Annotated in this window: 16 protein-coding genes and 1 pseudogene; 8 read left to right on the forward strand and 9 right to left on the reverse strand. The window is 75.4% G+C overall.

What is annotated here, in order from left to right; genetic code table 11:
* Positions 1–4 precede the first annotated feature (4 nt).
* Both MY526_RS08065 and MY526_RS08070 read right to left on the reverse strand, forming a co-directional pair.
* Positions 5–2086: a hydantoinase/oxoprolinase family protein gene (locus MY526_RS08065; protein WP_436703634.1), complete on the reverse strand. Its 2082-nt coding sequence runs from the start codon at positions 2084–2086 to the stop codon at positions 5–7.
* The gene (locus MY526_RS08070; protein WP_436703702.1) at positions 2083–2763 is read right to left on the reverse strand and encodes a GntR family transcriptional regulator; all 681 of its coding nucleotides are present in this window, start codon (positions 2761–2763) and stop codon (positions 2083–2085) included. The genes MY526_RS08065 and MY526_RS08070 overlap by 4 nt, the downstream gene beginning before the upstream one ends.
* A 122-nt stretch (positions 2764–2885) precedes the next feature.
* Here MY526_RS08070 and MY526_RS08075 point away from each other — a divergent pair, with 122 nt between their 5' ends.
* Positions 2886–3773 (forward strand): isocitrate lyase/PEP mutase family protein, encoded by an 888-nt coding sequence (locus MY526_RS08075; RefSeq protein ID WP_436691679.1) that lies wholly within the window; start codon positions 2886–2888, stop codon positions 3771–3773.
* A gap of 59 nt (positions 3774–3832) precedes the next feature.
* Here MY526_RS08075 and MY526_RS08080 read toward each other — a convergent pair whose 3' ends face one another.
* The 3 genes from MY526_RS08080 to MY526_RS08090 all read right to left on the reverse strand — a co-directional run bounded on the left by MY526_RS08080 (position 3833) and on the right by MY526_RS08090 (position 6036).
* Positions 3833–4321: an LppU/SCO3897 family protein gene (locus tag MY526_RS08080; RefSeq protein WP_436703635.1), complete on the reverse strand. Its 489-nt coding sequence runs from the start codon at positions 4319–4321 to the stop codon at positions 3833–3835.
* A 285-nt stretch (positions 4322–4606) separates the two neighbouring features.
* Positions 4607–5194 carry a DUF4234 domain-containing protein gene (locus MY526_RS08085; RefSeq protein WP_436703636.1) on the reverse strand — a complete coding sequence of 196 codons (588 nt, stop codon included), beginning with the start codon at positions 5192–5194 and terminating at the stop codon, positions 4607–4609.
* A 47-nt stretch (positions 5195–5241) separates the two neighbouring features.
* Positions 5242–6036: an enoyl-CoA hydratase/isomerase family protein gene (locus tag MY526_RS08090; protein WP_436703637.1), complete on the reverse strand. Its 795-nt coding sequence runs from the start codon at positions 6034–6036 to the stop codon at positions 5242–5244.
* A gap of 114 nt (positions 6037–6150) precedes the next feature.
* Here MY526_RS08090 and MY526_RS08095 point away from each other — a divergent pair.
* Positions 6151–7272, forward strand: a pseudogene (locus tag MY526_RS08095) (ResA-like WAxxUGC motif-containing protein).
* A 16-nt stretch (positions 7273–7288) separates the two neighbouring features.
* Here the strand turns inward: MY526_RS08095 and MY526_RS08100 are convergent.
* Complete coding sequence (locus tag MY526_RS08100) at positions 7289–7834, reverse strand: hypothetical protein (protein WP_436691675.1); 546 nt, start codon at positions 7832–7834, stop codon at positions 7289–7291.
* Between the two features lie 229 nt (positions 7835–8063).
* Here MY526_RS08100 and MY526_RS08105 point away from each other — a divergent pair, with 229 nt between their 5' ends.
* Positions 8064–14120, forward strand: coding sequence for a DUF4011 domain-containing protein (locus MY526_RS08105; protein ID WP_436703638.1), 6057 nt, complete (start codon positions 8064–8066; stop codon positions 14118–14120).
* Positions 14121–14192: 72 nt separating this feature from the next.
* Here the strand turns inward: MY526_RS08105 and MY526_RS08110 are convergent, their stop codons facing one another.
* Entirely contained in the window at positions 14193–14588 is a 396-nt protein-coding gene (locus tag MY526_RS08110) for a type II toxin-antitoxin system VapC family toxin (protein WP_436703639.1), read from the reverse strand.
* A complete protein-coding gene (locus MY526_RS08115) occupies positions 14585–14821 on the reverse strand; it encodes a FitA-like ribbon-helix-helix domain-containing protein (RefSeq protein WP_436691672.1) in 237 nt (78 codons plus the stop codon). The genes MY526_RS08110 and MY526_RS08115 overlap by 4 nt, the downstream gene beginning before the upstream one ends.
* 265 nt (positions 14822–15086) lie before the next feature.
* On the opposite strand from MY526_RS08115, the gene MY526_RS08120 reads away from it, so the two are divergent.
* The 5 genes from MY526_RS08120 to MY526_RS08140 all read left to right on the forward strand — a co-directional run bounded on the left by MY526_RS08120 (position 15087) and on the right by MY526_RS08140 (position 21004).
* Entirely contained in the window at positions 15087–16190 is a 1104-nt protein-coding gene (locus MY526_RS08120; RefSeq protein ID WP_436691671.1) for a serine/threonine-protein kinase, read from the forward strand.
* An 11-nt stretch (positions 16191–16201) separates the two neighbouring features.
* Positions 16202–16339 (forward strand): hypothetical protein, encoded by a 138-nt coding sequence (locus tag MY526_RS08125; protein WP_436691670.1) that lies wholly within the window; start codon positions 16202–16204, stop codon positions 16337–16339.
* A 7-nt stretch (positions 16340–16346) separates the two neighbouring features.
* A complete protein-coding gene (locus tag MY526_RS08130) occupies positions 16347–17516 on the forward strand; it encodes a TRAFAC clade GTPase domain-containing protein (RefSeq protein ID WP_436703640.1) in 1170 nt (389 codons plus the stop codon).
* On the forward strand, positions 17513–19195 hold the full coding sequence (locus tag MY526_RS08135; RefSeq protein ID WP_436703641.1) for a hypothetical protein: 1683 nt from the start codon (positions 17513–17515) through the stop codon (positions 19193–19195). The genes MY526_RS08130 and MY526_RS08135 overlap by 4 nt, the downstream gene beginning before the upstream one ends.
* A 129-nt stretch (positions 19196–19324) precedes the next feature.
* Positions 19325–21004, forward strand: coding sequence for a PHA/PHB synthase family protein (locus MY526_RS08140; RefSeq protein ID WP_436703642.1), 1680 nt, complete (start codon positions 19325–19327; stop codon positions 21002–21004).
* Here the strand turns inward: MY526_RS08140 and MY526_RS08145 are convergent, their stop codons facing one another.
* A complete protein-coding gene (locus MY526_RS08145) occupies positions 21005–23209 on the reverse strand; it encodes a SpoIIE family protein phosphatase (protein ID WP_436703643.1) in 2205 nt (734 codons plus the stop codon).
* Positions 23210–23212 lie beyond the last annotated feature (3 nt).

Here is a 23212-nt window from a genome sequence, read left to right on the forward strand (position 1 = left end):
TCGCTCAGCCCTCCGAGGGGGTGATCAGCAGGCTGCCCGACGGGTGCACGGTCGCGCGGTGCCCGGGCAGGACGAGGGTCGTGGAGTCCATCTCGGTGACGATCGCCGGCCCGGGGACGACGTCCCCGGCGCGCAGCCGGCCGCGGTCGTAGACGCCGGCGGTCACCCGCTCACCGCCGACGTGGACCGGGTGCTCGGTCACCAGCGCGCCGGCCGGGTCGCCGTCGCCGGCCTCGAGGTGCACCGGGGCGACGTCGGGCTTCGGGCCGGTCACCGTCGCGCGGGCGTTGACCAGCTCGTGGTCGACGTCGAGCAGGAAGGAGAACAGCCGGTCGTGCTCGGCGTCGAAGGCGCGCCCCAGCTCGGCCAGCGCGCCCGCGCCGCCCCTCCCCGCCCCGCCGTCGTCCAGCCAGGCGGGGTCCACCTCGACCGGGATCTCGAAGCCCTGCCCGTGGTAGCGGACGTCGACCTGGAAGCCGACCGTCTGGTCCTCCCGGGCCAGGCCCTGGGCGGCCAGCCGCTCGCCGGCCTCGTCGGCGAGCTCGCGCAGGATCTGCGCCAGCTCGGCACCGGTCAGCTGGCCGAAGCGGCGCAGCACCGTGCGGGCGGACTCGTCCCGCCGGCTGGTGGTGGCGTCACCCAGCGCGCAGAGCAGCCCCGGCCCGGGCGGGATGATCACCGGCCACGCGCCGGTGAGCCGGCCGAGCGCGTTGGCGTGCAGCGGGCCGGCCCCTCCGAAGGCGACGAGGGCGAAGTCCCGCGGGTCGAAGCCCTGCTGCACCGAGACCAGCCGCAGCCCGCCGAGCATGTTCTCGTTGACGATGTCGACGATCCCGGCGGCCGCGACCTCCGGGGACTCCAGCCCGATGGCCTCGGCCACCTTGCTCACCGCGGCGCGGGAGGCCTCGGCGTCCAGGCTGATCTCGCCGCCGGCCAGGGACGAGGGCAGGTAGCCGAGGACGACGTTGGCGTCGGTGACCGTCGGCTCGACGCCGCCCTTGCCGTAGGCCGCCGGGCCGGGATCGGCGCCGGCCGACTGCGGCCCGACCCGCAGCGCGCGGGTCAGCTGCGGGACGTGCGCGATCGAGCCGCCGCCGGCGCCCACGGTCCGGACGTCGACGCTCGAGGCCCGCACCGCCAGGTCGCCGACCTTGGTCTCCCGGCCGATCCGCGGGGTCAGGTCGCGGACGAGGGCGACGTCGGTCGAGGTGCCGCCCATGTCGAAGGTGATGAGGTCGCGGTGCCCGCACTGCTCGGCCACCCACACCGCGCCGGTGACGCCGCCGGCCGGCCCGGACAGCAGCATCGTCACCGGTGCGTCGACCGCGGCGCGCGCCGACTGCAGGCCGCCGTCGCTGCGCAGGATCGACAGCTCCCCGGCCACCCCGCCGGAGGCCAGCCCGTCGGACAGGTGCTCGACGTACCGCGCGACCTGCGGCTGGACGTAGCCGTTGGCGACGGTGGTGAGCGTCCGCTCGTACTCGCGCATCTCGGGCAGGACGTCGCTGGACAGCGACACCGGGACGCCGGGCAGCACCTCGCCCGCGAGCTCGCCGATCCGCTTCTCGTGCGCGGGGTCGGCGAAGGAGTTGATCAGGCTGACCGCCAGCGCCTGGATGTTCTGCCCCCGCAGCTTCTCCAGCTGCCGGCGCACGTCGTCCTCGTCCAGCGGGCGGACCACCGACCCGTCGCTGGCGATCCGCTCGTCGACCTCGACGGTGTTCTCCAGGTCGGCCAGGGGCTCAGGCTTGGGCCAGATGATCCAGCCGGCCAGCCCGCCGGGGACGAAGCTGCGGGCGATCTGCAGCACCTGGCGGAAGCCCCGGGTGGTCACCAACCCGACGGTGGCGCCCTTGCCCTCGAGGATCGCGTTGGTCGCCACCGTGGTGCCGTGCAGCACCTGCGCGACCTCGCGCATCTCGATGCCGGCGTCGGCGCACACCCGTTCGATGCCGTGGAGCACGCCGACGGCCTGGTCGGCGGGGGTCGAGGCGGTCTTGGCCCGCCAGGTGGCGCCGCTGTCCTCGTCGACGAGGAGGACGTCGGTGAACGTGCCCCCGACGTCGACGCCGAGCCGGTAACTCATGGGGTCTCCTCTTCTCCGGCCGCTTGCAGTCGTGCCGCCCGGACCATGACGGCCCGGGCGTTGGCGATGTGCGAGGTCATGACGGCGCGGGCCCACTCGGGGTCGCCCGCGCGGACGGCGGCGACGATCTCGCTGTGGTGGCCCAGGCTGCGGCGCAGCGACGCCTCGTCGTAGGTGAGGAAGTTGCGCCGCACGATCGGCGGGTGGATGGCGGCGGCCAGCGCGGTGGCCAGCGTGGGGTGCGCGGCGAGGGCGACCAGCCGGTCGTGGAACGCGCGGTTGAGCGGGACCAGCGCGTGCAGGTCCTGGTGCGGACCGGGGCTGCCCACCTCGTGCATGCGGGTGGCCAGCGCGTCCAGCTCCTCGACGTCGGCCGGGCCGGCGTTCGGGACGGCGTATGCGGTGAGCTGCGGTTCGAGGCTGGAGCGCAGGTCGAAGACGCCCTCGAGCTCGGCGACGGTCCACCGCGCGACCCGGGCGCCGCGGTTGGGCACCACCTCGACCAGCCCCTCGGCGGCCAGCCGGGACAAGGCCTCGCGCACCGGCGTCCGGCTGACCCCGAGGCGGTCGGCGAGCTCCACCTCGCCCAGGCGGGCACCGGGGCGCAGCTCGCCACCCATGATCATGTCGCGCAGGGTGGTGAGGGCCCGTTCGGCGGAGGTCAGCGAGCGTGTCAGCCGTCACACCTCCCCAGAGATTGTGTGCAAACCTAGGGGTGGAGCGTCGCCAGGGGCAACGCTCGGCAGGAAATCACGACGACTGCATACAACCGATCGCGTTCCGTCATGAGGAGGCCGGCGTGGGGAACCTGTTGGGCAACGGGCGGGCACCGCGGTCCCGGCTGCGCGAGCTGCTGGCGACGCCCCAGCCGCTGATCGCCCCCGGTGCGTACGACGCGCTCTCGGCCCGGCTCGTGGAGCAGGCCGGCTTCGACGTCGTCTACATGACCGGCTTCGGGACGACGGCGTCGCTGATCGGCCGGCCCGACGTCGGGCTGCTGACCGGGTCGGAGATGGTGGACAACGCCCGCCGGATCGCCGCCGCGGTCGACGTCCCGGTGATCGCCGACGCCGACACCGGCTACGGCAACGCCATCAACGTCGTCCGCACGGTGCAGCTGTACGAGCAGGCCGGGATCGCGGGCATCCAACTCGAGGACCAGGTGATGCCCAAGAAGTGCGGGCACATGAGCGGCAAGGTGCTGATCGAGGCCGAGGAGATGGTCGGCAAGGTGCGGGCCGCCGCGGCCGCGCGGCGCGACCCGGACCTCGTGCTCATCGCCCGCACCGACGCGGTGGCGACCCACGGGCTGGACGAGGCGCTGTCCCGCGCGCGGGCCTACGCCGAGGCCGGCGCCGACCTGCTCTTCGTCGAGGCGCCGACGTCGGAGGCCGACATCGAGCGGGTGGCGACGGAGCTCGCCGGCGTCGCCCCGCTGGTGTTCAACTGGGCCGAGGGCGGGCGCACTCCCCCGCTGTCGCTGGAGCGGATGACCGAGCTGGGGTTCTCGCTGGTGATCTACCCGATCGGCACGCTGCTGGCCGCGACCGCGGGGATCCGCTCACTGCTGGCCTCGCTCAAGGCCGACGGCGTCCCCTCGCTGGACGGGCTGCCGTCGTTCGGCGCGTTCACCGACCTCATCGGCCTGCCCGAGGTGCAGGAGCTGGAGCAGCGCTTCTCGGGCTGACCCCGGAGCGGTCCGTCCCCGGTGCCGGGGAGGGACCGCTCGCTACCGGCCGGGTCGGCTCAGCGGGGCTCGGCGCAGTAGATCGTGCCCGGCTCGGTCTCCAGGCCGCCGATCCACAGGGCGACCTCGGTGGAGAGGAAGTCGGCGCAGGTGTCGGGGTCGGCCATGAAGGTGGCGTAGTCCTGCTCCTCGGCCTCGATGCCGACGATGCGGTACTCGGCCTCGGCGGCCGCGCAGTCGACGACGTCGAAGCTGGTGTCCCCCTGCATCTGCACGCAGTCGCCCACCTCGGGGTCACCGAGGCCGAGGACGCTGCCGAGGCCGCCCAAGCCGAGGACGCCGGCGACGGCCACCGGCACGCCCACCCGCAGCCACTTCTTGGCCTTCGAGGTCGCGGGGGCCGGCGCGCCGGGCTGCGGCGGGTTCCAGCCGCCCTGCTGGGGCGGGTTCCAGGCACCCGGCTGCGGCTGGGCTGCGGGCGGCGGGCCCCACGGAGCGGAGCCGGGCTGCGGGGCGGCGGGGTCGGTTCCCGGGCCGGGGTGAGTCATGGTCGCTCCCGTGGAGTCGTCGGAGGGCCTGGCCCGCGGAGCCTCACCGACGTCCCGTCTCGCGTTCGGGCTGGACGCGCGACCGGACCGCATCGATGCGGCGACGAACCGCCTCGCGGGTCCCGGCCACTCCTCTCGCCCCACCACCCCCGCCGGTGTCGCTCCACCGGAGCCCCCGGGACCGGATGTCCCTGCGGCAGCTCGTGCTCTGCCCACTCCTGTGGGCAGAGCACGAGCGTCCGCGGAGATACGTGGTGGCCGGGCCGGATCGCGCGACCGCCGGGCTCACACCAGCGTGGTCTCCCGCACGCCGAGGCTGCGCCAGTACTCGTTGAGGGCGTTGTTGGTCCGGATGAACCAGATGAACGGCCCGACGAGGATGAAGATCCCCGGGAAGAACCACAGCGCGGTCAGCGCGGTGACCGGCGGCCGCTGCCCGCGCCGCTCCGACAGCTGCCCGACCTCGTGGCTGAGCAGGAACGGCGAGACGATCCCGAAGACGATCGCGATGACGAGCGCGAGCACGCCGCCGAGGCCCTGCCCGCTGTGCCGCCGCATCTCCTCCTGCACCTGGAAGTAGTAGATGAGACCCCAGATCCCGAAGGTGACGAAGAACAGCAGGATCGTCATGCCGGTCGGGCGCATCCGGCCGGTCGGCCCGGCCGGGCTCGCGTAGCCGGCCGGAGAGCTCGGCATCGGCTGGTACCCGGTCGGGGCAGCGCCGTACGAGGCCTGGCCGATCGCGTCGGGTGCGTACGGCGGCTGCCCGTAGCCCGGAGGCGGCGGGGCGTACCCGGGCTGCTGGCCGGGGTCGTAGCGCGGCGCGTAGCCCGGTGGCGGTGGGGGCGGCTGCTTCCGCTGCGGATCGGACACGGCGCGTCCTCCTCGTCCTCGGCGGTGGATGCGGCGTCGTCGCGAACCTAGCGCCCGGTCCACCGCGGTGGGCGCTTCTCGAGCCGGGCGGCGATGCCCTCCTTGCGGTCCTCGCTGAGGTAGGGGTTGGGGCCGACGTCGAGTCGCAGCGCCTGCCACAGCGGCAGCTCGAGCGCCTTCACCGCGGTCTCCTTCATCCGGCGGACCGAGATGGGGGCGTTCGCGGCGATCCGCTCCGCCAACTCCAGCGCCGTCGGCAGCACCTCGTCCGCCGGGACGAGGTGGTTGACCAGGCCCCACCGCTCGGCGACCTCGCTGGTCACGTACTCGCCGGTGTAGAGCAGCTCGAGCGCGATGCCCATGGGGATGCGCTTGGGGAGGACGACGGAGCCGAAGTTGGCGCCCATGCCGATCTTCGCCTCGGGCAGCCCCATCGGGACCCCGGGGGCCGCGACGCGCAGGTCGCAGGCGAGCGCGAGCTCGAACCCGCCGGCGACCGCGGCGCCGTTGATGGCCGCGACGATCGGGACCGGCGTCTCGGTCACGACCTCGAACAGCGACCGGGTGGGCCGGTTCATCGGCGGGCGGAAGTGCTCGCCTCGGCGGTCGCCCTCACGGATCTCCTTGAGGTCGAACCCGGCGCAGAACGCGGGGCCGTTGCCGGTGAGCACGATCGCGCGGACGTCCCCGCTCTCGGCGCAGCGCAGCAGCTCCTCGACCAGGTCGGCCTGGATCGCGCTCGACAGGGCGTTGCGCCGCTCGGGCCGGTCGAGGGTGAGCACGCGGACGTGCCCGCGGTCCTCGACGACCAGTCCCGAGTCCCGCCGCTGCGCACCACTCATGCGCAGCAACCTCTCACGGGGCCGCAGGGAGTGCGCTGACGCCGGGTTCCGGGCTGGTGGATCCCGGCGTCAGCGCACGACGCACACCCGCCCGGAGCGGCCTACGGTGCGCACGTGATCCTCGACTCGCTCGACATCACCGCGGAGCAGTTCACCGCCGGCACGGGGTGGCAGATCAAGCCGGAGGGCGCCTGCAAGGGCGAGGTCTGCGTGCCGCTGGGGCGGCCCGCCGGCTTCGACCTCGTCGCCACGGCCGAGCGGCTGCGGATGGCGCTGGTCCGCGACGAGGCGGCCGGCCTCTGGGCCCTGGGGCCGGAGACGCTCGGCGACCGGGCCCTGATCACCGCCGAGGCACCGGAGCTGGAGCTCGACGACCTCGACGGCAGGCCGTTCCGGCTGTCGTCGCTGCGCGGGTCGAAGGTGCTGCTCGTCGCCTGGGCGCCCTACTAGGGCTGCGCCTTCGACCTGCCCGGGTGGCAGGCACTGCGGGCGGAGCTGCACCCACGCGGCCTCGAGGTCGTGACCGTGTCGCTCGAGCTGTCCGGCCCGGAGGTGTCCCGGCCCTACGTCGAGGCGGCGCGGCCGGAGCACCCGTCGCTGCTCGACCCCACGCACCGGATGGACGCACTGTTCGGCGTCGTCAACATTCCCAACGTCGTCTGGATCGACGAGGACGGCGTCATCGTGCGCCCGCCCGAGCCCGGCTGGCCGACGGGAGACCGCGACACCCCGGCCGGCGTCCTCCAGTCGCTCGCCGGCACCACCCGGGCGCGGACCGCGCCGCCGCGGCCGGAGGGCGCCGTCGGCCAGCAACGGGCGCTGACCAGCGGGCAGGACCGGCACACCTACGCGGACGCCGTCCGCGACTGGGTCGCCAAGGGAGCCGCCAGCGAGTACGCGCTGAGCCCGGCGGAGGTCGTCGCCCGCTCGCAGCCGCGGCCCACCACGGCGTCGGAGGCCGCCGCCCACTTCGAGCTGGCGAACCACCTGTGGCGGGACGGACGCCGCGACCTCGCCGTCGCCCACTTCCGCGAGTGCCACCGCCTCCAGCCGGACAACTGGACCTACAAGCGGCAGGCGTGGTCCCTGGTGGGCAACGAGCGGGTCGGCGGCGAGTTCGGCCGCTTCGCCCAGGGTCCGGCGGAGGGCGAGGAGGACTCCTGGCCGTTCGACTCCGACTTCGGGTCCGACGTCTCCGCCCTCGGCGAGGGCGAGTACTACCCGAAGACGCTCTGACCCCGGGGCGCCGAGGTCAGGGGCAGGTCTCCTCGCGCTTCACGACGCCGAAGTCGATCAGCCCCTCGGCCTCACCGGTGACCCGCTGACCCGGCGCGATGTTCTGCGTGCAGACGACCCAGTTCGAGTCGAGCACCTGGTTGCGCGAGCCGAGCAGGTCGTGCGAGCGGCTGAGGAAGACCCCGTTGGTCTGGACGGTGTTCTGCGCGGTCTGCAGGTCGACGCCGACCAGGTCCGGCATCGCGAAGTCCACGACCACCTCGGCCGGGGTCGTCGGAGCGGGCGGCGGCGTCGTCGGCGGCACCACGGCCGCCGGCGGGACGGTGGTGGTCGGCGCGGGCGCGGCGGACGTCGACTCGGCTGCGGTGCTCGACGACGACGTGGCGGCCGCGGCCTCGGCCGGCTCCGCCTCCCCGGCTCCGGCGCCGGCGTTGCCGATCCCGATGCCCACGACGAGCGCGGCGGCCACACCCCACACCCACGGACGCTTGAGGAACGGCTTCGGCTGGGGCGCCGACGGCAGGGGCGCCGTCGGCTGCTGCCAGGTGGGGGGCTGGGACACGGGGACCTCCGAGGACGAACGGGGACGGAGGGCGCGGCGCCGACCGGACGACACGGACGGAACCGGCCCGTATCGCTGTCGCCTCATCGGCACGGGCGATGCCCGTCGTGACCGTCCGGAAGTGGCGCGGATGTGATCCGTGGTCAGACCGGCCGCTCCTGTCACACCCGCCCCAGACGCTTCGTCCGCCTGACCGGACCGGTCCGTCCGGACCGGTAGACAGGACGCCATGAGCACCACGGACCTCCGGGCCACCGACACCAGCACCCGGCCGGCCGTGGCGATCCAGGCGACCTCGACCCCCGTCCTCAGCTACGCACTGGCGCACAACCGGGTCCCGGTGGTCAGCCGGCTGGCGTTCACCAACCACGGCGGCGCCGTCCGCGGGGCGACGGTGCGGCTCGGCGTCCAGGACGCGGAGGGCCCGATCGGCAGCCCGGTCGAACTGCTCGTGGACCTCGACGCCGGCCAGACGACGGTGCTCAACGACGTCGACCTGGTGATGGACCCCGCCGCGATGCTGCAGATCGAGGAGCAGCGGCCCGGGTCCATCGAGATCGACCTGCTGGTGGACGGCGAGGACGTCGGCGGCACCGCCGTCCCGGTCCAGGTGCTGGCCGCCAACCAGTGGCTGGCCGCACCGGTCCCGCTGGCGATGGAGATGCTCGCCGCGCACGTCATGCCCAACCACCCGGCGGTCACCGCGCTGATCGGCGAGGCCAGCCGGCTGCTGGAGGAGCGCACCGGCAGCGCGTCGGTGCAGGGCTACCAGTCCGGGCCCGAGCGGGTCGATGAGATCGTCGCCGCGCTCACCGAGGCGATGCAGCGCCGCGCCATCCGCTACAGCGAGCCCCCGGCCAGCTGGGCCGACGTCGGCCAGAAGGTGCGCACCCCCGGCGACGTCCTCGACGGGCGGGTCGGCACCTGCCTGGACACCGTCGTCGTCCTCGCCGCGGCGCTCGAGCAGGCCGGCATCCGGCCGCTGCTGTGGCTGGCCGAGGGCCACGCCTTCCTCGGCTACTGGCGCGAGGAGCGCGGCGCGGAGAGCGCCGCCACGACCGACGTCGCGCCGCTGGTCAACCTCGTCGACCTGGGGCTCATCCGGCTGGTCGAGACGACGCTGCTCACCAGCCGCGCACGCGCCGGCGAGGCCGATCTGCACCGGGCCGCCTACAGCCCGTGGCTCACCGGCGACCTCGACCGCGTCCTCGGCGTCACCGACGTCCACCGCGCCCGGCGGGACGGGATCATCCCGCTGCCGGCCCGCACCCGCGGCCTGGACGGCGCGGTGCAGCTGTTCGAGTACCACCCCGCGGTGCACAGCGTCGCCGCCCGGCCGGTCGAGCGGGTGCCCGCGCCGCCGGTCCCGGGCCGCACCGACATCCCGCCCCGCGTCCAGCAGTGGAAGAACAGCCTGCTCGACCTGAGCCTCCGCAACCGGCTGATCAACTACACCGAGCGCGGCGGTCTGCCGCTCACCGTCCCGGCCGCGCAGCTAGCGACGCTGGAGAACCTGCTGCACGGCGGGACGGCGATCTCGCTGCTGCCCAGCGACCGGATCGCCGCCGTCCACCGCGAGCGCGGGCTGCGCTCCGCCGCCGAGCTGCCCGCCGAGCAGCTCGCCGAGGTGCTGCTGGAGCGCCGGTCGGTGCACGCCGACGTCACCGAGGGCGGCTACCTCCCGCGGCTGCGCAACCTCGCCTACAAGGCCAAGACGGTCCGCGAGGAGACCGGCGCCAACAACCTCTACCTGGCGCTGGGCAGCCTGGTGTGGGAGCTCGACGGCCGGCCGCTGCGCTCCCCGCTCGTGCTGGTCCCGGTCGCGCTCACCCCGACCAGCCGCAACGGCGTCTACCGGCTGACGCTCGACGACACCGGCGCCAGCACGCCGAACTACTGCCTGCTGGAGAAGCTGCGGCAGGTGCACGGCCTGTCCGTCCCGGGGCTCACCGAGCCGGCCGAGGACGGCGCCGGCATCGACCTCGACCGCGCCCTGCAGGCCATGCGCCAGGCGCTCGCCGACGCCGACCTCCCCCACCGCGTCGAGCCGACCGCCGACCTCGCCGTCCTCCAGTTCGCCAAGTACCGGCTCTGGAAGGACCTCGACGAGCACTGGGTCGACTTCGCGGCCAACCCGCTGGTGCACCACCTCGTGCACGAGCCGACCGCGCCGTTCACCGACCCGACGCCGGACACCGCCGGCCGGGTCGACCTCGACGAGCTGGCCACCCGGTGCCCGGTGCCGGCCGACGCCTCGCAGCTGCGCGCGGTGGCCGAGGCCGCCGCCGGGCGCACCTTCGTGCTCGAGGGCCCGCCCGGCACCGGCAAGTCGCAGACCATCACCAACCTGCTCACCCGCGCGGTCGCCGACGGCAAGCGGGTCCTGTTCGTCGCCGAGAAGCGGGCCGCGCTGGACGTCGTCGCGCGCCGGCTGGACGCGGTCGGCATGGGCCCGTTCGCGCTCGACCTGCACGACAAGGGCAGCAAGACCGCGGTCGTGCGCGCCCAGATCAAGTCCGCGCTGGAGCACGCGGTCGCCGTCGACGAGCAGGGCCTGGCCGCCGACAGCGCGGACCTCCGCGCGGCGCGCCGCACCCTGGCCCGCTACGCCGACCGGCTGCACGCGCAGAACGCCGCCGGGCTGTCGTTCTACTCGGCCCGGACGGCGGTGCTGGCGGTGCGCGACGGCGTCCCCTCGCTGCCGCTGCCCGCGGCGTTCGTGGCCGCCGCCTCCGAGGAGACGATGACCGCGGTGCGCCGGGCGGTGGCGCTGCTGCCCGACCTCGCCGACCTGGTCCGGCCCTCGCGGCAGCACGCGTGGGCCTTCGTCGACACCGCGCGGGTCGACCTGCTCGCCGCGCAGCAGACCGCGGCCGCGGTGGACGAGGCGATCCGGGCGCTGCCGCCCGAGCCGCACCTGGCCCGGGCGCTGCGCGAGGTGCGCACGCCCGGGGATCTCGACTCCCTCGCCCACCTGCTGTCGGGCCCGGCGGCGTCGCTCGACGTCCTCGACGAGGTGCCGACCGAGCGCTGGACCTACGCGACGACGACCGTGCTCGGCGAGGTGGCCGCGTTCGCCGCCGCCGTCCACCCCGGCCTGGAGCTGGCCACCCCCGCCGCGCTGGAGCTGCCGCTGGCCGACCTCTACGTCGCCGCCCAGACCGCCCAGGCCGCCCGCTGGTTCGCCCGGCGCAGCGGGCTGCGCGCCGTCCGCGACCAGCTCCGGCCGGTGCTGCGGCCGGGGGTCAAGGTCAAGCTCCGGGACGTCGCCGAGCTCACCGCGCAGCTGTGGCGCGTGCAGTCCGCGGCCGGCACCCTCGTGGGGCGCGCCTCGGTCATCCCCGGCCTGGACGTGCCGCGCACCTGGAACCCGCTGGTCGAGCCGACCCTGCTCGACGGGCAGGTGGCCTGGCTGCGCCGGGCCGGCGCCGCCGTCGACAGCGCCAGCGACTTCGCCGTCGCGCTGCGGCGCTTCGTCGTCCAGGGCCCGGGCCCCGACGCCGCGGCCGGCGTGGCCGTCGCCCGGCTGCGCGACACGGTGACCGCCCTGCTGCGCGTGTGCAGCAGCGACGCGGCCCGGCTGGCCGAGTGGGCCGGGGACGACGGCCTGGTGCTGCGCTGGCAGATGACCCGCCCCGAGCGCGGGGTGGAGCACACCGGGCTGATGTCGCTGCGCCGATGGGCCGACTTCATCGACACCCTGGAGCCGCTGCGCGCCGCCGGACTGCACGAGGCGCGGGCGCTGCTGGTCAGCGGCGACCTGCCCGCCGAGGACGCCGTCCGCGCGTTCGAGCACGGCCTCGCGCTGACCTCGGTGGGCGAGCGCCGCGGCGCCTCCGGGCTGGACGGCTTCGACGCCGAGGCGCACCAGAAGGCCATCGGCCGGTTCACCGGGGCCTCCCGCGCGGTGCGCGAGCACCTGCGGACGGCGCTGCCCGGCTCGGTGCTGTCGGCCCGGCCGTTCGACGCGGCCGGCGGCGACGGTCAGGTGGGCGCGCTGCAGCGGGAGCTGGCGAAGTCCCGCCGCGGCCTGGGCGTGCGCGGGCTGCTGGCCCAGTACGGCGAGCTGATCACCGCCGTCATGCCCTGCGTGCTGGTCAGCCCCGACTCGGTGGCGCGGTTCTTCCCGGCCGAGGCGGGCCTGTTCGACCTGGTCGTCTTCGACGAGGCCTCGCAGATCCGGGTGGCCGACGCGGTCGGCGCGCTGGGCCGGGCGAAGGCGGCCGTGGTCGTGGGCGACAGCCGGCAGATGCCGCCGACGTCCTTCGCCGAGCCGTCGTCCGGGTCGGCCGAGGACGACGCGATCGAGCTGCTCGGCACCGCGGTGGAGGACGAGGAGTCGATCCTCTCCGAGTGCGTGCAGGCGCGCGTGCCGCGGCAATGGCTGTCGTGGCACTACCGCAGCCAGGACGAGTCGCTGATCGCGTTCAGCAACGCCAACTACTACGAGAACCGGCTCTCCTCCTTCCCGGCGCCGACCCACGGCCGGCCCTCGGCGGACGTCGACGGTCGCGGCATCGCGCTGGTGCGGGTCAACGGCACCTTCCACCGCTCGGGCGCGGGCCGGCTGCTGCGCACCAACCCGATGGAGGCCAAGGCCGTGGTGGCGGAGATCCGTCGCCGGTTCGACGCCTCCCCGGACGTCCTGCCCTCGATCGGCGTGATCACGTTCAACGCCCAGCAGCGGGCCTACATCGAGGGCCTGCTGCGCGACGCCGGCGACGACCGGCTGGTCGAGGCGCTGGACCGCACCGACGGCGAGGGGATGTTCGTCAAGAACCTGGAGAACGTGCAGGGCGACGAGCGCGACGTCGTCCTCTTCTCGACCGGCTTCAGCGTCAACGACAAGGGCGTCCTGCCGCTGAACTTCGGGCCGCTGAACCGGGTCGGCGGCGAGCGGCGGCTCAACGTCGCGGTGACCCGCGCCCGGCGGCAGGTCGTCGTCTTCTCGTCGTTCGACCCGTCGCAGTTGCGCGCCGAGCAGACGTCGTCGGTGGGCATCAAGCACCTGCGGGCCTACCTCGACCTGGCCGCGCTGGGCACCGACGCGCTGCCGCGCGACGCCCGCCCGGCCGCCGTCCCCGACCGCCACCGCGACGAGATCGCCGCGGCGCTGCGCGACCGCGGGCTGGTCGTGCGCACCGACGTCGGCCTCTCGGAGTTCCGGGTGGACCTCTCGGTCGCCCGCGCCGACGCCCCCGACACCCCGGTGATGGCCGTGCTGCTCGACGGCCCCGCGTGGGCGCGGCGGCGGACGGTCGGCGACCGCGACGGGCTGCCCGTCGACGTCCTGTCCGGGATGCTCCGCTGGCCCGCCGTCGAGCGGGTGTGGCTGCCGACCTGGCTGCGGGACCGGTCCGCGGTTCTCGACACCCTGGTCGCCGCCGTCGATGCGGCGTCCGGCGCCCCCCGAAGGGCAGAAATGGCCATTTCTGCCCCCGAGCCCGCCCCCGACGGGGCCATTGTGGCCACTTCGGCCCTTCCGCAGCCGGTCTCGTCCACCGCCGTCGAGGCCGTCGCCGTCGAGGCCGCGCCCGCCGAGTCCGTCGCCGTCGAGGCGGCGGGCGAGCCGGGGGTGGTGCCGGAGCTCAAGGCGGTTGCTCCGCTGCGCGCCGTCGCCCCCGTGGTGGTGGAGGCGCCGGTGGTCGAGCCGGGGGTGGTCGAGCCGGTCGTGGCCGAGGCCGCGCCGAAGCCCGCCCGGCGGGCGGTGAAGAAGGCCCCCGCTGCCCCGGAACTGGACGGCGAGGCGCGCTTCGTGCCCTGGGCGCCGAAGAGCGGCGGCGACCGCAAGGCGCTGGACAGCCTCGACGACCCGCGGGCCGCCCGCACGGTCAAGCGGGTGCTCACCGCCGGGGTCAAGGCGGAGGGGCCGGTGCACCGCGACCGGCTGACCCGGCTGACCGCGAGCGCGTTCGGCCTCACCCGCGTCACCGAGGGCCGCCGCGACGCGCTCCTCGCGCTGTTGCCGGCGGCCACGCTCGACGGCGAGTTCGTCTGGCCCGAGACGGTCGACCGCGACGGCTGGAACACGTTCCGGCGCCAGGCGGCCAGCGCCGACCGGCCGCTGGAGCACGTCGCCCCGCAGGAGGTCGGCAACGCGATGGTGGCCCTGTGCCGCGCCGGCGCCGGGATGACCGAGGACGAGCTCTTCCTGCGGACGGCGGAGGTGTTCGGCTACCGCCGCCGGACGCCGTCCCTCACCCCGCTGCTCGAGGCGGCGCTGACCTGGGTGCTCGACGCCGGCCGCCTCACCCGCCAGGAGTCCGGCCACCTCACCGCCCCCTGACCCCGGGCCCCTCCGTCGGTTTCCGCGGAAATCGACGGAGGGGACGGACTTTTCGCGCCGAAAGTCCCTTGGTCAGTCGGGCAGGAGGAAGCGGCAGGTGGGGCCGGTCGCGAGAGCGAGCCGCCGGTCGAGGGTGACCAGCGGCGCGTCCAGCTCCTCGGCGAGCGCGACGTAGGCCGCGTCGTACGCGGTCACGGTCGAGTACAGCGCCCAGATTCGGGCGGCCAGCGGCTCGAAGTCGAACGTCGTGACCCGCAGCTGCGCCAGGTCGTGGTGGGCCAGGGTGGCGACGTCGCGGCTCAGGTGACCGGCGAGCACGCTGCGCCGGAGGACGTTGGAGGCCTCGACGAACAGGTGCGCCGGAGCGGCCAGGGGACGGCGCGACAGCACCTCGGCCGCCCACTCGCCGTCGGGCCCGTCGTCGACCAGCGCCGCGACCACCGCCGAGGCGTCGACGACGACCGTCACCTCCGGTCGGCGTCCCTCAGGTCGAGGATGACCTCGGCCGGGACGCGGGTCCCGGTCGCGCGCACCCGGTTCCGGACGCGCTCCCAGAGCTCATCGGGGCTGGGGCGCGCCGCCAGGGCGTTGAGCTCCGCGCGCACGTACTCCTGCAGCGACTGACCGGCCCGGGCGGCGCGGGCCGCGAGGACGTCGCGCGTCTCGTCCGGCACGTCGCGGATCGTCATGGAGACGGGCACGCCTGCACTCTAGCAGTGGAACATGCATCCTGCATGCAGACGGATGCCGCCTTCGTCCTCCGCGGAAACCGACGGGACCAGCCGCGGACTTTCGGCGCGGAAAGTCCGCGGCAGGTCCCGGACTTTCGGCGCGGAAAGTCTGCGGCAGGTCCCGGACTTCCGGCGCGGAAAGTCCGGCAGGGGGCGCCGGGGGCCGTGGTGGTTCCCAGGTTCGGCATCTACCGTCGGCCTCCACCCCGCCGCCGAACCGGGAGGACCGCACAGCGTGGACGAGGCGACCGACCCGGCCGTGGCCGTCGCCGACCTGGCCGGCACGCGGCAGATCGACCTGCTCGAGCCCGGGGACCCCGACCGCATCGGCCCCTACGTACTGCGCTGCCGGCTGCCGCGGGGTGGGCAGGGCGCGGACGTGTTCGTCGGGTCGGCCGAGGCGAACGGCGCGCTCGTGGTCATCAAGCGGCTGCCGGACGGCGCCCCCGAGCTCGCCCGCAAGCGGCTGGCCCGCGAGGTCGAGAACGCCGCGCGGGTGAAGAGCAGCCGGGTCGCGCGCATCGTCGACCAGGACCTCGAGGCCGACGCCCCGTACTACGTGCAGGAGTACGTCCCGGGCACACCGCTGGACGAGTTCCTGGCGCACCGCGCGGGCGGGCTCACCGACGAGGAGCTGCGGCGGATCGCGATCGGCCTGCTCCGCGCGCTGCGGGACGTGCACGCCGCGGGCGTCGTCCACCGCGACGTCAAGCCGGGCAACATCATCATCTCGGGCACCGACGTCTGGCTGGTCGACTTCGGCATCAGCCGCTACGTCGGCCCCGAGCCGCCGTCGGGCACCTCGACCACCGGCATCGCGGCGCTCGGCACCAAGCTGTTCGCCAGCCCCGAGCAGCTGCAGGGCGCGGTGCTCACCCAGGCCAGCGACGTCTACAGCTGGGGCATGGTCATCGCCTACGCCGCGGGCGCCGTCCACCCGGTCGACCCCGACGACACGATGCCCGACTCCGAGTACTTCCTGGCCCTGCGCGCCGGCCGGCTCAACCTCTCCCACGTGCCGCCGCACCTGCTCGACAGCGTCACCCACGCGCTGAGGTTCGCGCCCGAGAAGCGCCCGTCCGTCGCCCAGCTGGCCCGGCAGGTCGAGCAGCGGACGCGGTGGCTGGGCGGGACGTCGCAGATCCCCGACCCGCGGACGACGATGCGCGACCTGCAGTCGGTGGGGGCGCTGGTCGAGGCGGCGCGCTACGAGCTGGCCCGGCTGGAGCGTGCGGTTGCCGACACCCGCGCCGGGTACGCGGCGGCGGTCGCGGTCGCGGTGCTGCTCGGGGTCGTCGCCGGTCTGCTGCTGGCCATCGTCTACCACGTGCTGGTCTGAGGAGGCGTCCGTTGTCCGGGATGTACGAGCGGGCCCTGGCCCAGCAGCGGCTCGACGCGCGGCGTCAGCGGTTCCGGGAGCGCCAGCGCGTGCTGCTCGTTGTGTTCTGCGTGACCGCGCTCGTCTTCTTCGTCCTCTTCGTCCGCTGAGCCGCGCATGAGGCGCCGCGTTTGCCCCCGTTGCCTGGAGCCCCTGTCCACCCCCGTGTGGCGCGACGCCCGGGGCGCGCCCACCCGCCCGCCGGTCGAGCGCCGCACCCGGTGGCAGCGCTTCCTCGAGCCGCTGCGGACCGAGTCCGCCCCGGCGCCCACGCCGAGGGACGCCGCCGGCGCGGCCGCCGCCAACGTCGCCCCGACCTGCCCGAGGGGCCACCGGCTGCCGCCGGACTACCTCGACCGGCCGACCGTCGTCGTCGGGCTGGTCGGCCTGACCGGCGCGTCGAAGAGCACCTACCTGACCGTGCTCATCGACCTGCTGCACGAGGGCGCGCTGGCTCCGCTCGGCATCTCGGTGGAGATGGACGAGGACAGCGCGGCCCGCTTCGACGACTACCGCTACCGCTTGATGGTGCAGCGCCGGCAGCTGCCGCTCACCCTGCCGCTGCTCGGTGAGGGCAGCTCGCCCGAGCCGTTCACCCTCGTGCTGCGCGGACCCGGCCGCAACGGCGCCGAGCGCTCGCTCAACCTGGTCTTCTTCGACGCCTCCGGCGAGCAGCTCTACCGCAGCGAGGACATGGGCCAGTACGGGAAGTTCCTCTACGCCGCCTCGTCGATCCTGGTGATCCTCTCCCCCGGCGTCTTCCCGCGGCTGCGGCACCTGGCCGACCCCGGCGAGGAGTCGATGGGGCTGGCCCGGCACACGCAGATGGTGGTCAACCTCGCCAACCTGCTGCGGACCGCCCGCAACCTGCACCCCGACAGCCACCTCGAGGGCGTGTCCACCGCGGTCGTCCTGAGCAAGGCCGACAAGCTGCGCGGGGTGACCGACTTCCCGACCGAGGCGCTGCGCGACACCGACCTCACCGCCGCACCGCTGTCGCACTGGTTCGAGGACGTCCGGAGCAACAGCTCTCGGCTGGTCGACTTCCTCGAGCTCAAGGGCGGCTCCAACCTGCTCACCGCCGTGCTCGGCCGGCTGCCGCGGCCGACGGTGCACGCGGTCTCGGCCACCGGCGCCGACGCCCGCGACGGCGGCTACCCGGAGATCACCCCGGTCGGCTGCCTGGACCCGCTGCTCGTCCTGCTCGCCCGACACGGCTTCCTCTCCGCCGAGGGGCTCGACCCGGAGGAGACCGGCTCCGGCCTGCGCCGCGAGTGGTCGGGATGAGCGGCCGGGCCTGCCCGCAGGCGGTCTACACGTCCGCGCCGCGGACCCTGGAGGGCCCGGGCTTCGGCGTCTTCGCGATGTCCGCGGACTGGCCGGCCGAGGTCGGCCGCACCCGCAAGGCCCTCGGCGCGCTGGTCGGCTTCCGGCCCGACGACGGCGAGGCCTTCGGGATCGTGCACCGCGACGGCGGCCGGGTGCTCTACCGCACGGTGGACGCCAGCGCCGACGGTTTCGGCCGGCCCGGCAACTACCTCGTGCACCTGCTGTGGGACGGCGCCGGGCGGCTCGGCGTCCGGGAGCTGCTGGCGCTGCGCCGCACCGGCCGGTTCCTCGACGGCCTGGCCGAGGACGCCGTCCCGACCGACGAGCTGCCGCCGCTCAGGGTGCCCGCCGCCGGCCGGACGCTGCCCGCGCTCCCCGCCGACGAGGTCGATCCCCTCACCCCGTGCCTGGCGCAGCTGCTGGCCCGGCTCGCCGCCGGCTCCGGCAGCTGCCGGCTGCCGCGGCGGACCCCGTCCGGCCGCGAGGTGGCCGACCTGCTGTTCGACGTCCTGCCGCGGGCACTGGTCGCGCCGGTGTCGCTGCACAGCGGCCCGCAGGCCGACGACGGCGATGCGGCGGCGGTCACGGTCGAGCTGGCCGCCACCGCCGCCGGCCCGGCCGCGGGCGCCGCCGACACCGAGCGCGCCCGCACCCTGCTGGAGGCGGCGAGCAAGGGCGAGCTGCCCCCGGACGACGTCGGCGACCTGCACCGGCTCGACGCCTGGCTGTTCGCCGACGCCTGGGCCGAGCGCGACGCCGCCGCGCTGACCGCCGACCAGCTGGCCTGCGTGCTGGAGTCCGAGGCCGCACCGGGCTGGCTGGCCCGCGCGGGCAACGCGGCCACGACGATCGCGCTCGCCGGCACCGACCCGCGGGTGGGGTCCGCGCTGCGGGCGGCCGCCGGCCGGCACCCCGAGGTGTCCGAGCGGGTCCGCGGGCAGGCGCTGACCGCGCTGCTCGACGAGGTGTTCGACGGCGCCGAGGGCCCGGCCGAGGCCGCCGTCCAGCTGGCCGGGCTGACCCAGGGCGACCTGTCCGCCGCCTTCGCCGACGAGGTGGCCCGCGGCCGCCGCGTGGCCACGCTGGACCGCGCGCCGGGGCTGCTGGTCGAGCAGACCCTGAGCCTGGGCATGGCCCTCCCGCTGCTGCGCCTGGCCGCCGACCCCTGGGAGCTGGCGCTGCTGGCCAGCCGGCGCCGGGTGGTCGGCGACGCCCTGGAGGCGCAGTGGCGGCAGGCCGCCGACCGCTCGGACGACGAGCACCGGACGCTGCTCGGGCACCTGCTCGTCGCCGACGTGAGCTGGCTGTCCCGGCTGGCCGACGTCCTCCCCGTCTCGGGGCTGCCCGCGGTCCTGCGGTGGGCGGCGCTGCGGATGGACGTCGCCGCCGTCGAGAAGCTGGCCGCCGCGGTGGCCACCGGCCCGGTCGCCGGGCGCGGCTGGGCGCTGCGCGAGGTGGTGTTCGGCTCCGAGCTGCCGGCCGCGGACGTCGACACGATCCTGGGTCGCCAGCTGGGCCTGCTGCTGGTCGACGACGGCTGGCCGCGGGAGCTGGCCGAGTCCTTCGCCCGCAGCCGGGCCACGACCGGCGACGGCGAGCCGCCCCGCCGCCGGCGCGCCCCCCGCCGCCCCGGCTGAGCCTGGGCCGGGGCGGGCCCACCTCCCCGGATGTGGTCGGTCCCTCGACCCGTGGGACTTTGGGCCCGGTTCCCGACCGGACCACGTCGTTAGCGTGAGCGCGACCGTGCCCACAGCGAGGGAGAGCCCGTGTCCGCAGCCGGAACCGTTCCCGAGGCCGAGCCCGTCGTCGACGGCGGAGAGGACCTCCCGGAGGTGACCCCGGTCGTGGCCGCCGGAGGGCTGGCCCGGGTGCTCGCCTCGCCGCGCGCGGTCGCGGCCGAAGCCCTCCACCTCGGCAAGGACCTCGTCGACATCACCCGCGGCACCGACCGCATCGCGCCCGCGCCGAGGGACCGGCGGTTCGCCGACCCGGCGTGGGAGCACAACCCGGCCTACAAGCGGCTCGGGCAGGGCTATCTCGCGTGGGCGGCATCGGTCGACCGGCTGGTCGAGCGGTACGAGGCCTCCGGCAGCGACCCGCGCACCGTGGAGCGGGCCCGCTTCGCCGCCAACGCCCTGGTGAGCGCGGCGGCGCCGACGAACACCCTGCTCGGCAACCCGGCGGCGCTGAAGAAGGTCGTCGAGACCGGGGGCGCGAGCGTCGTCCGGGGGACGAAGGCGCTGCTGAACGACCTGGTGCACAACGGCGGCCTGCCGGCCCAGACCGACCGCTCGGCGTTCGCCGTCGGCCGCGACCTCGGCGTCACCAAGGGCGCCGTCGTCTACCGCGACGAGGTCATCGAGCTCATCCAGTACGAGCCGACCACCGACACGGTGCGGGAGCGCCCGCTGGTCGTCGTCCCCCCGATGATCAACCGCTTCTACATGCTCGACCTGCGGCCCGGCCGCAGCTTCGTCGAGCACGCCGTCGCCCAGGGCCTGCAGGTGTTCCTGATCAGCTGGCGCAACCCCGGCCGCGAGCACGCGCACTGGGACCTCGACACCTACGCCGAGCGGATCCGGCGTGCCACCGCCGTCGCCCGGCAGATCACCGGCGCTCCCGACGTCAACACGGTGGGCTTCTGCGCCGGCGGGATCGTGCTGACCACACTGCTCAACCACCTGGCCGCCGTCGAGGACACCAGCGTGCACAGCGCCGCGTTCGGCGTCACCCTGCTCGACTTCAGTGGCCCCGCGCCGATCAACGCCTTCTCCGGCAAGCGGATGGTCAGCCTGGCCAAGCGGGTCTCGCGGGCCCGCGGCGTCATCCCGGCCAGGACGATGGGCAGCGTCTTCACCTGGATGCGCCCGGACGACCTGGTCTTCGGCTACCTGGTCAACCAGTGGCTGATGGGCGAGGCCCCGCCCGCCTTCGACATCCTCGAGTGGAACGCCGACGGGACCAACCTGCCGGCCGCGCTGCACGAGCAGTTCCTGCGGATCTTCCAGGAGCACACGCTGGTGCGCCCCGGCGGCGAGACCGTCCTCGGCACGCCGGTCGACCTCGGCCGGATCACCGTGCCCACATATGTCACCGGCGCGGTCAACGACCACATCACGCCCTGGACCGGCTGCTACCGCACCGCGCGGCTCATGTCCGGCCCGAGCGAGTTCGTGCTCAGCTCCAGCGGCCACATCCAGAGCCTGGTCAACCCGCCGGGCAACCCGAAGATGAGCTACTGGACCGGCGGCGAGCCCGGCGCCGACCCCGAGGACTGGCGGGCGGCCGCGGAGAAGCACACCGGCAGCTGGTGGGGGCACTGGGCGGACTGGACGATCGCGCGCTCCGGCGACGAGGTGCCCGCGCCCGAGAGCCTGGGCAGCGAGAACCACCCGGTGCTCGAGGCGGCGCCCGGCTCGTACGTGCTGGACCGGACGCCGGCCTGATCAGGTCCGGCCGAGGCCGACCAGCGTGACGTCGTCGGTGTCAGGCGGGTCCAGCGCGGCGAGCACCGCGTCCAGCAGCGCGTCGGGGCCGGCTCCGGCCGAGCCGGCCGCGGCGCGCAGGGCGTCGAGCCGGTCGGTCAGCGGGACGTCGCGGCGCTCGACCAGCCCGTCGCTGTAGAACAGCAGCCGGTCGGCGCCGGTCAGCCGGACCCGCGCCTCGGCGTAGGCGGCGTGCTCCTGCAGGCCGAGCGCCGGGCCGCGGCCGTCGCGCAGCAGCCGCACGCCGTCCGCGGTGGCGAGCAGCACCGGCGGGTGCCCGGCGCTGGCCACCGCGACCTCGCCGGTGGCCGGGTCGAGCTCGGCGACGACCGCGGTCGCCAGCTCGCCCGGCAGGAGCGCGGCGATCAGCTCGCCGAGGCTGCCCAGCGCGGCGGCGGGCCCGCGGTCGCGGAGCAGGTGCGCACGCAGGGCGTGCCGCAGCTGGGCGGTGATCGACGCGGCGGCGAGGCCGTGGCCGGCGACGTCGCCGAGCACGATCGAGATCCGGCCGCTGGGCAGCGGCACGAGGTCGTACCAGTCGCCGCCGACGACGTCGGCCGCACTGGGCCGGTAACGCGCGGCGAGCGCGACGCCGGGCACGGGCGGCAGCTCCTCGAGCAGCAGGGTGCGCTGCAGCACGGCGGCCAGCCGGTCGTCCTCCCGCGCCCGGTGCAGGGCCGACTCGGTGAGGTGCGCCGCCAGCGCCGACGCCGCGGCGACCTCGTGGTCCCGCCACGGCTGGGCCGTCCCGCGCACCGTCTCCACCCAGGCGGCGAACGAGCGGCGCGGGCTGAGCCGGGGGCCGGAGGCGCCCTCGACCAGCTTCGGCTCGTGCGGGTTGCCGCCCCAGGTGACCTGGCGGAGGGTCTCCGGGCGGAACCAGGCGAGGAAGTCGCCCGGCGCGCCACCCACCTCGACAGCCAGCAGCCCGCTGGCGGTGTCCGCGACGTCGGCGGCGGACAGGACCACCCTGCCCAGCGCGTCGGTGGCCGGCTGCCCGGTGGCCAGCAGCGCGGGGACCAGCTCGAGCACCCGCTCGGCCGGGGGCGTGCTGCCCAGCAGGTGCAGCCGGCCGTCGAGGCGGACCGCGGCGCCGCCGGCGGGCAGCAGGTCGAGCAGGGTCACCGGACCCTCGATGAGCGCCGCGGCCGGCCGCCGCGGGCTGCGGCCGAGGGCGGCGACCAGCGCGGCCTGCCGCTGGGCCACGCCGACGACGTCCCCGCGCTCGGCGGTCTCGACCGTGGTGTGCAGCAGCAGCGAGGCGGTGCGGCCGAGGAACTCCGCGGCGACCCGGTCGGCGTAGGACGGGCGGCGCGGGCCGCTGGTGTGGTGGCAGGCGATGAGGCCCCACAGCCGGCCGCCGTCGATCAGCGAGACCGACATGGAGGAGACGACGCCCATGGCGGCCAGGTACTCCAGGTGCACCGGCGAGACGCTGCGCAGCACCGCGCCGGAGAGGTCCAGCGGGCGGCCGGTGGCCGGGTGCGTGGCCGGCTGCAGGGGGACGGCGCGGTAGGTCGCGTCGGGGATGAGCCGCAGCCAGTTGGTGGCGTAGAGGGCGCGGGCCTGGGCGGGGATGTCGCTGGCCGGGTAGCGCAGGCCGAGGAACGGCTCGAGGTCGGCGCGGCGGTCCTCGGCGATGACCTCGCCGTTCCACTCGGCGTCGAAGCGGTAGACCATCACGCGGTCGAAGCCGGTGAGCTCGCGGACATCGCTGGCGAGCACCGCCGTGAGCTCGTCGAGCGAGGTGGTGGCCGAGAGCCGCTGCAGCACCGCGGGCAACCGGCGGTGCCAGGCGGCCCCGGCCTGCTCGGCGCCGGCGACCGGCTCCCACTCGGTGAGCAGCAGCCCGTCCGCGCGGGAGACGACGAGGTCGAGGTCCCGGCCGCCGACGCTGACCCGGAGCGGGTTGAGCTCGGCAAGGTCGCCGGCCAGGCCCGCGCGCAGCCGGTCGAGGTCGGCGGGGTCGAGCAGCGCCGCGAGCTCGCGCGCGTCGTCGCCGAGCACCTCGGCGGCGTTCGCCGAGGCGATGACGACGGCGAGGGCGGGCTCGGTGACGGCCAGCAGGGCGCCGTGCGGCTGGATCGCGCCGGGAACCGCGATCGGCTCGTCGGCGCAGGCCGCCGCGATGCTCCCGCGGCTGTCGTCGGGCGGCGTCGGCGTCATCGC

The organism is Geodermatophilus sp. CPCC 205761, from assembly GCF_051383655.1.
Lineage (GTDB): Bacteria > Actinomycetota > Actinomycetes > Mycobacteriales > Geodermatophilaceae > Geodermatophilus.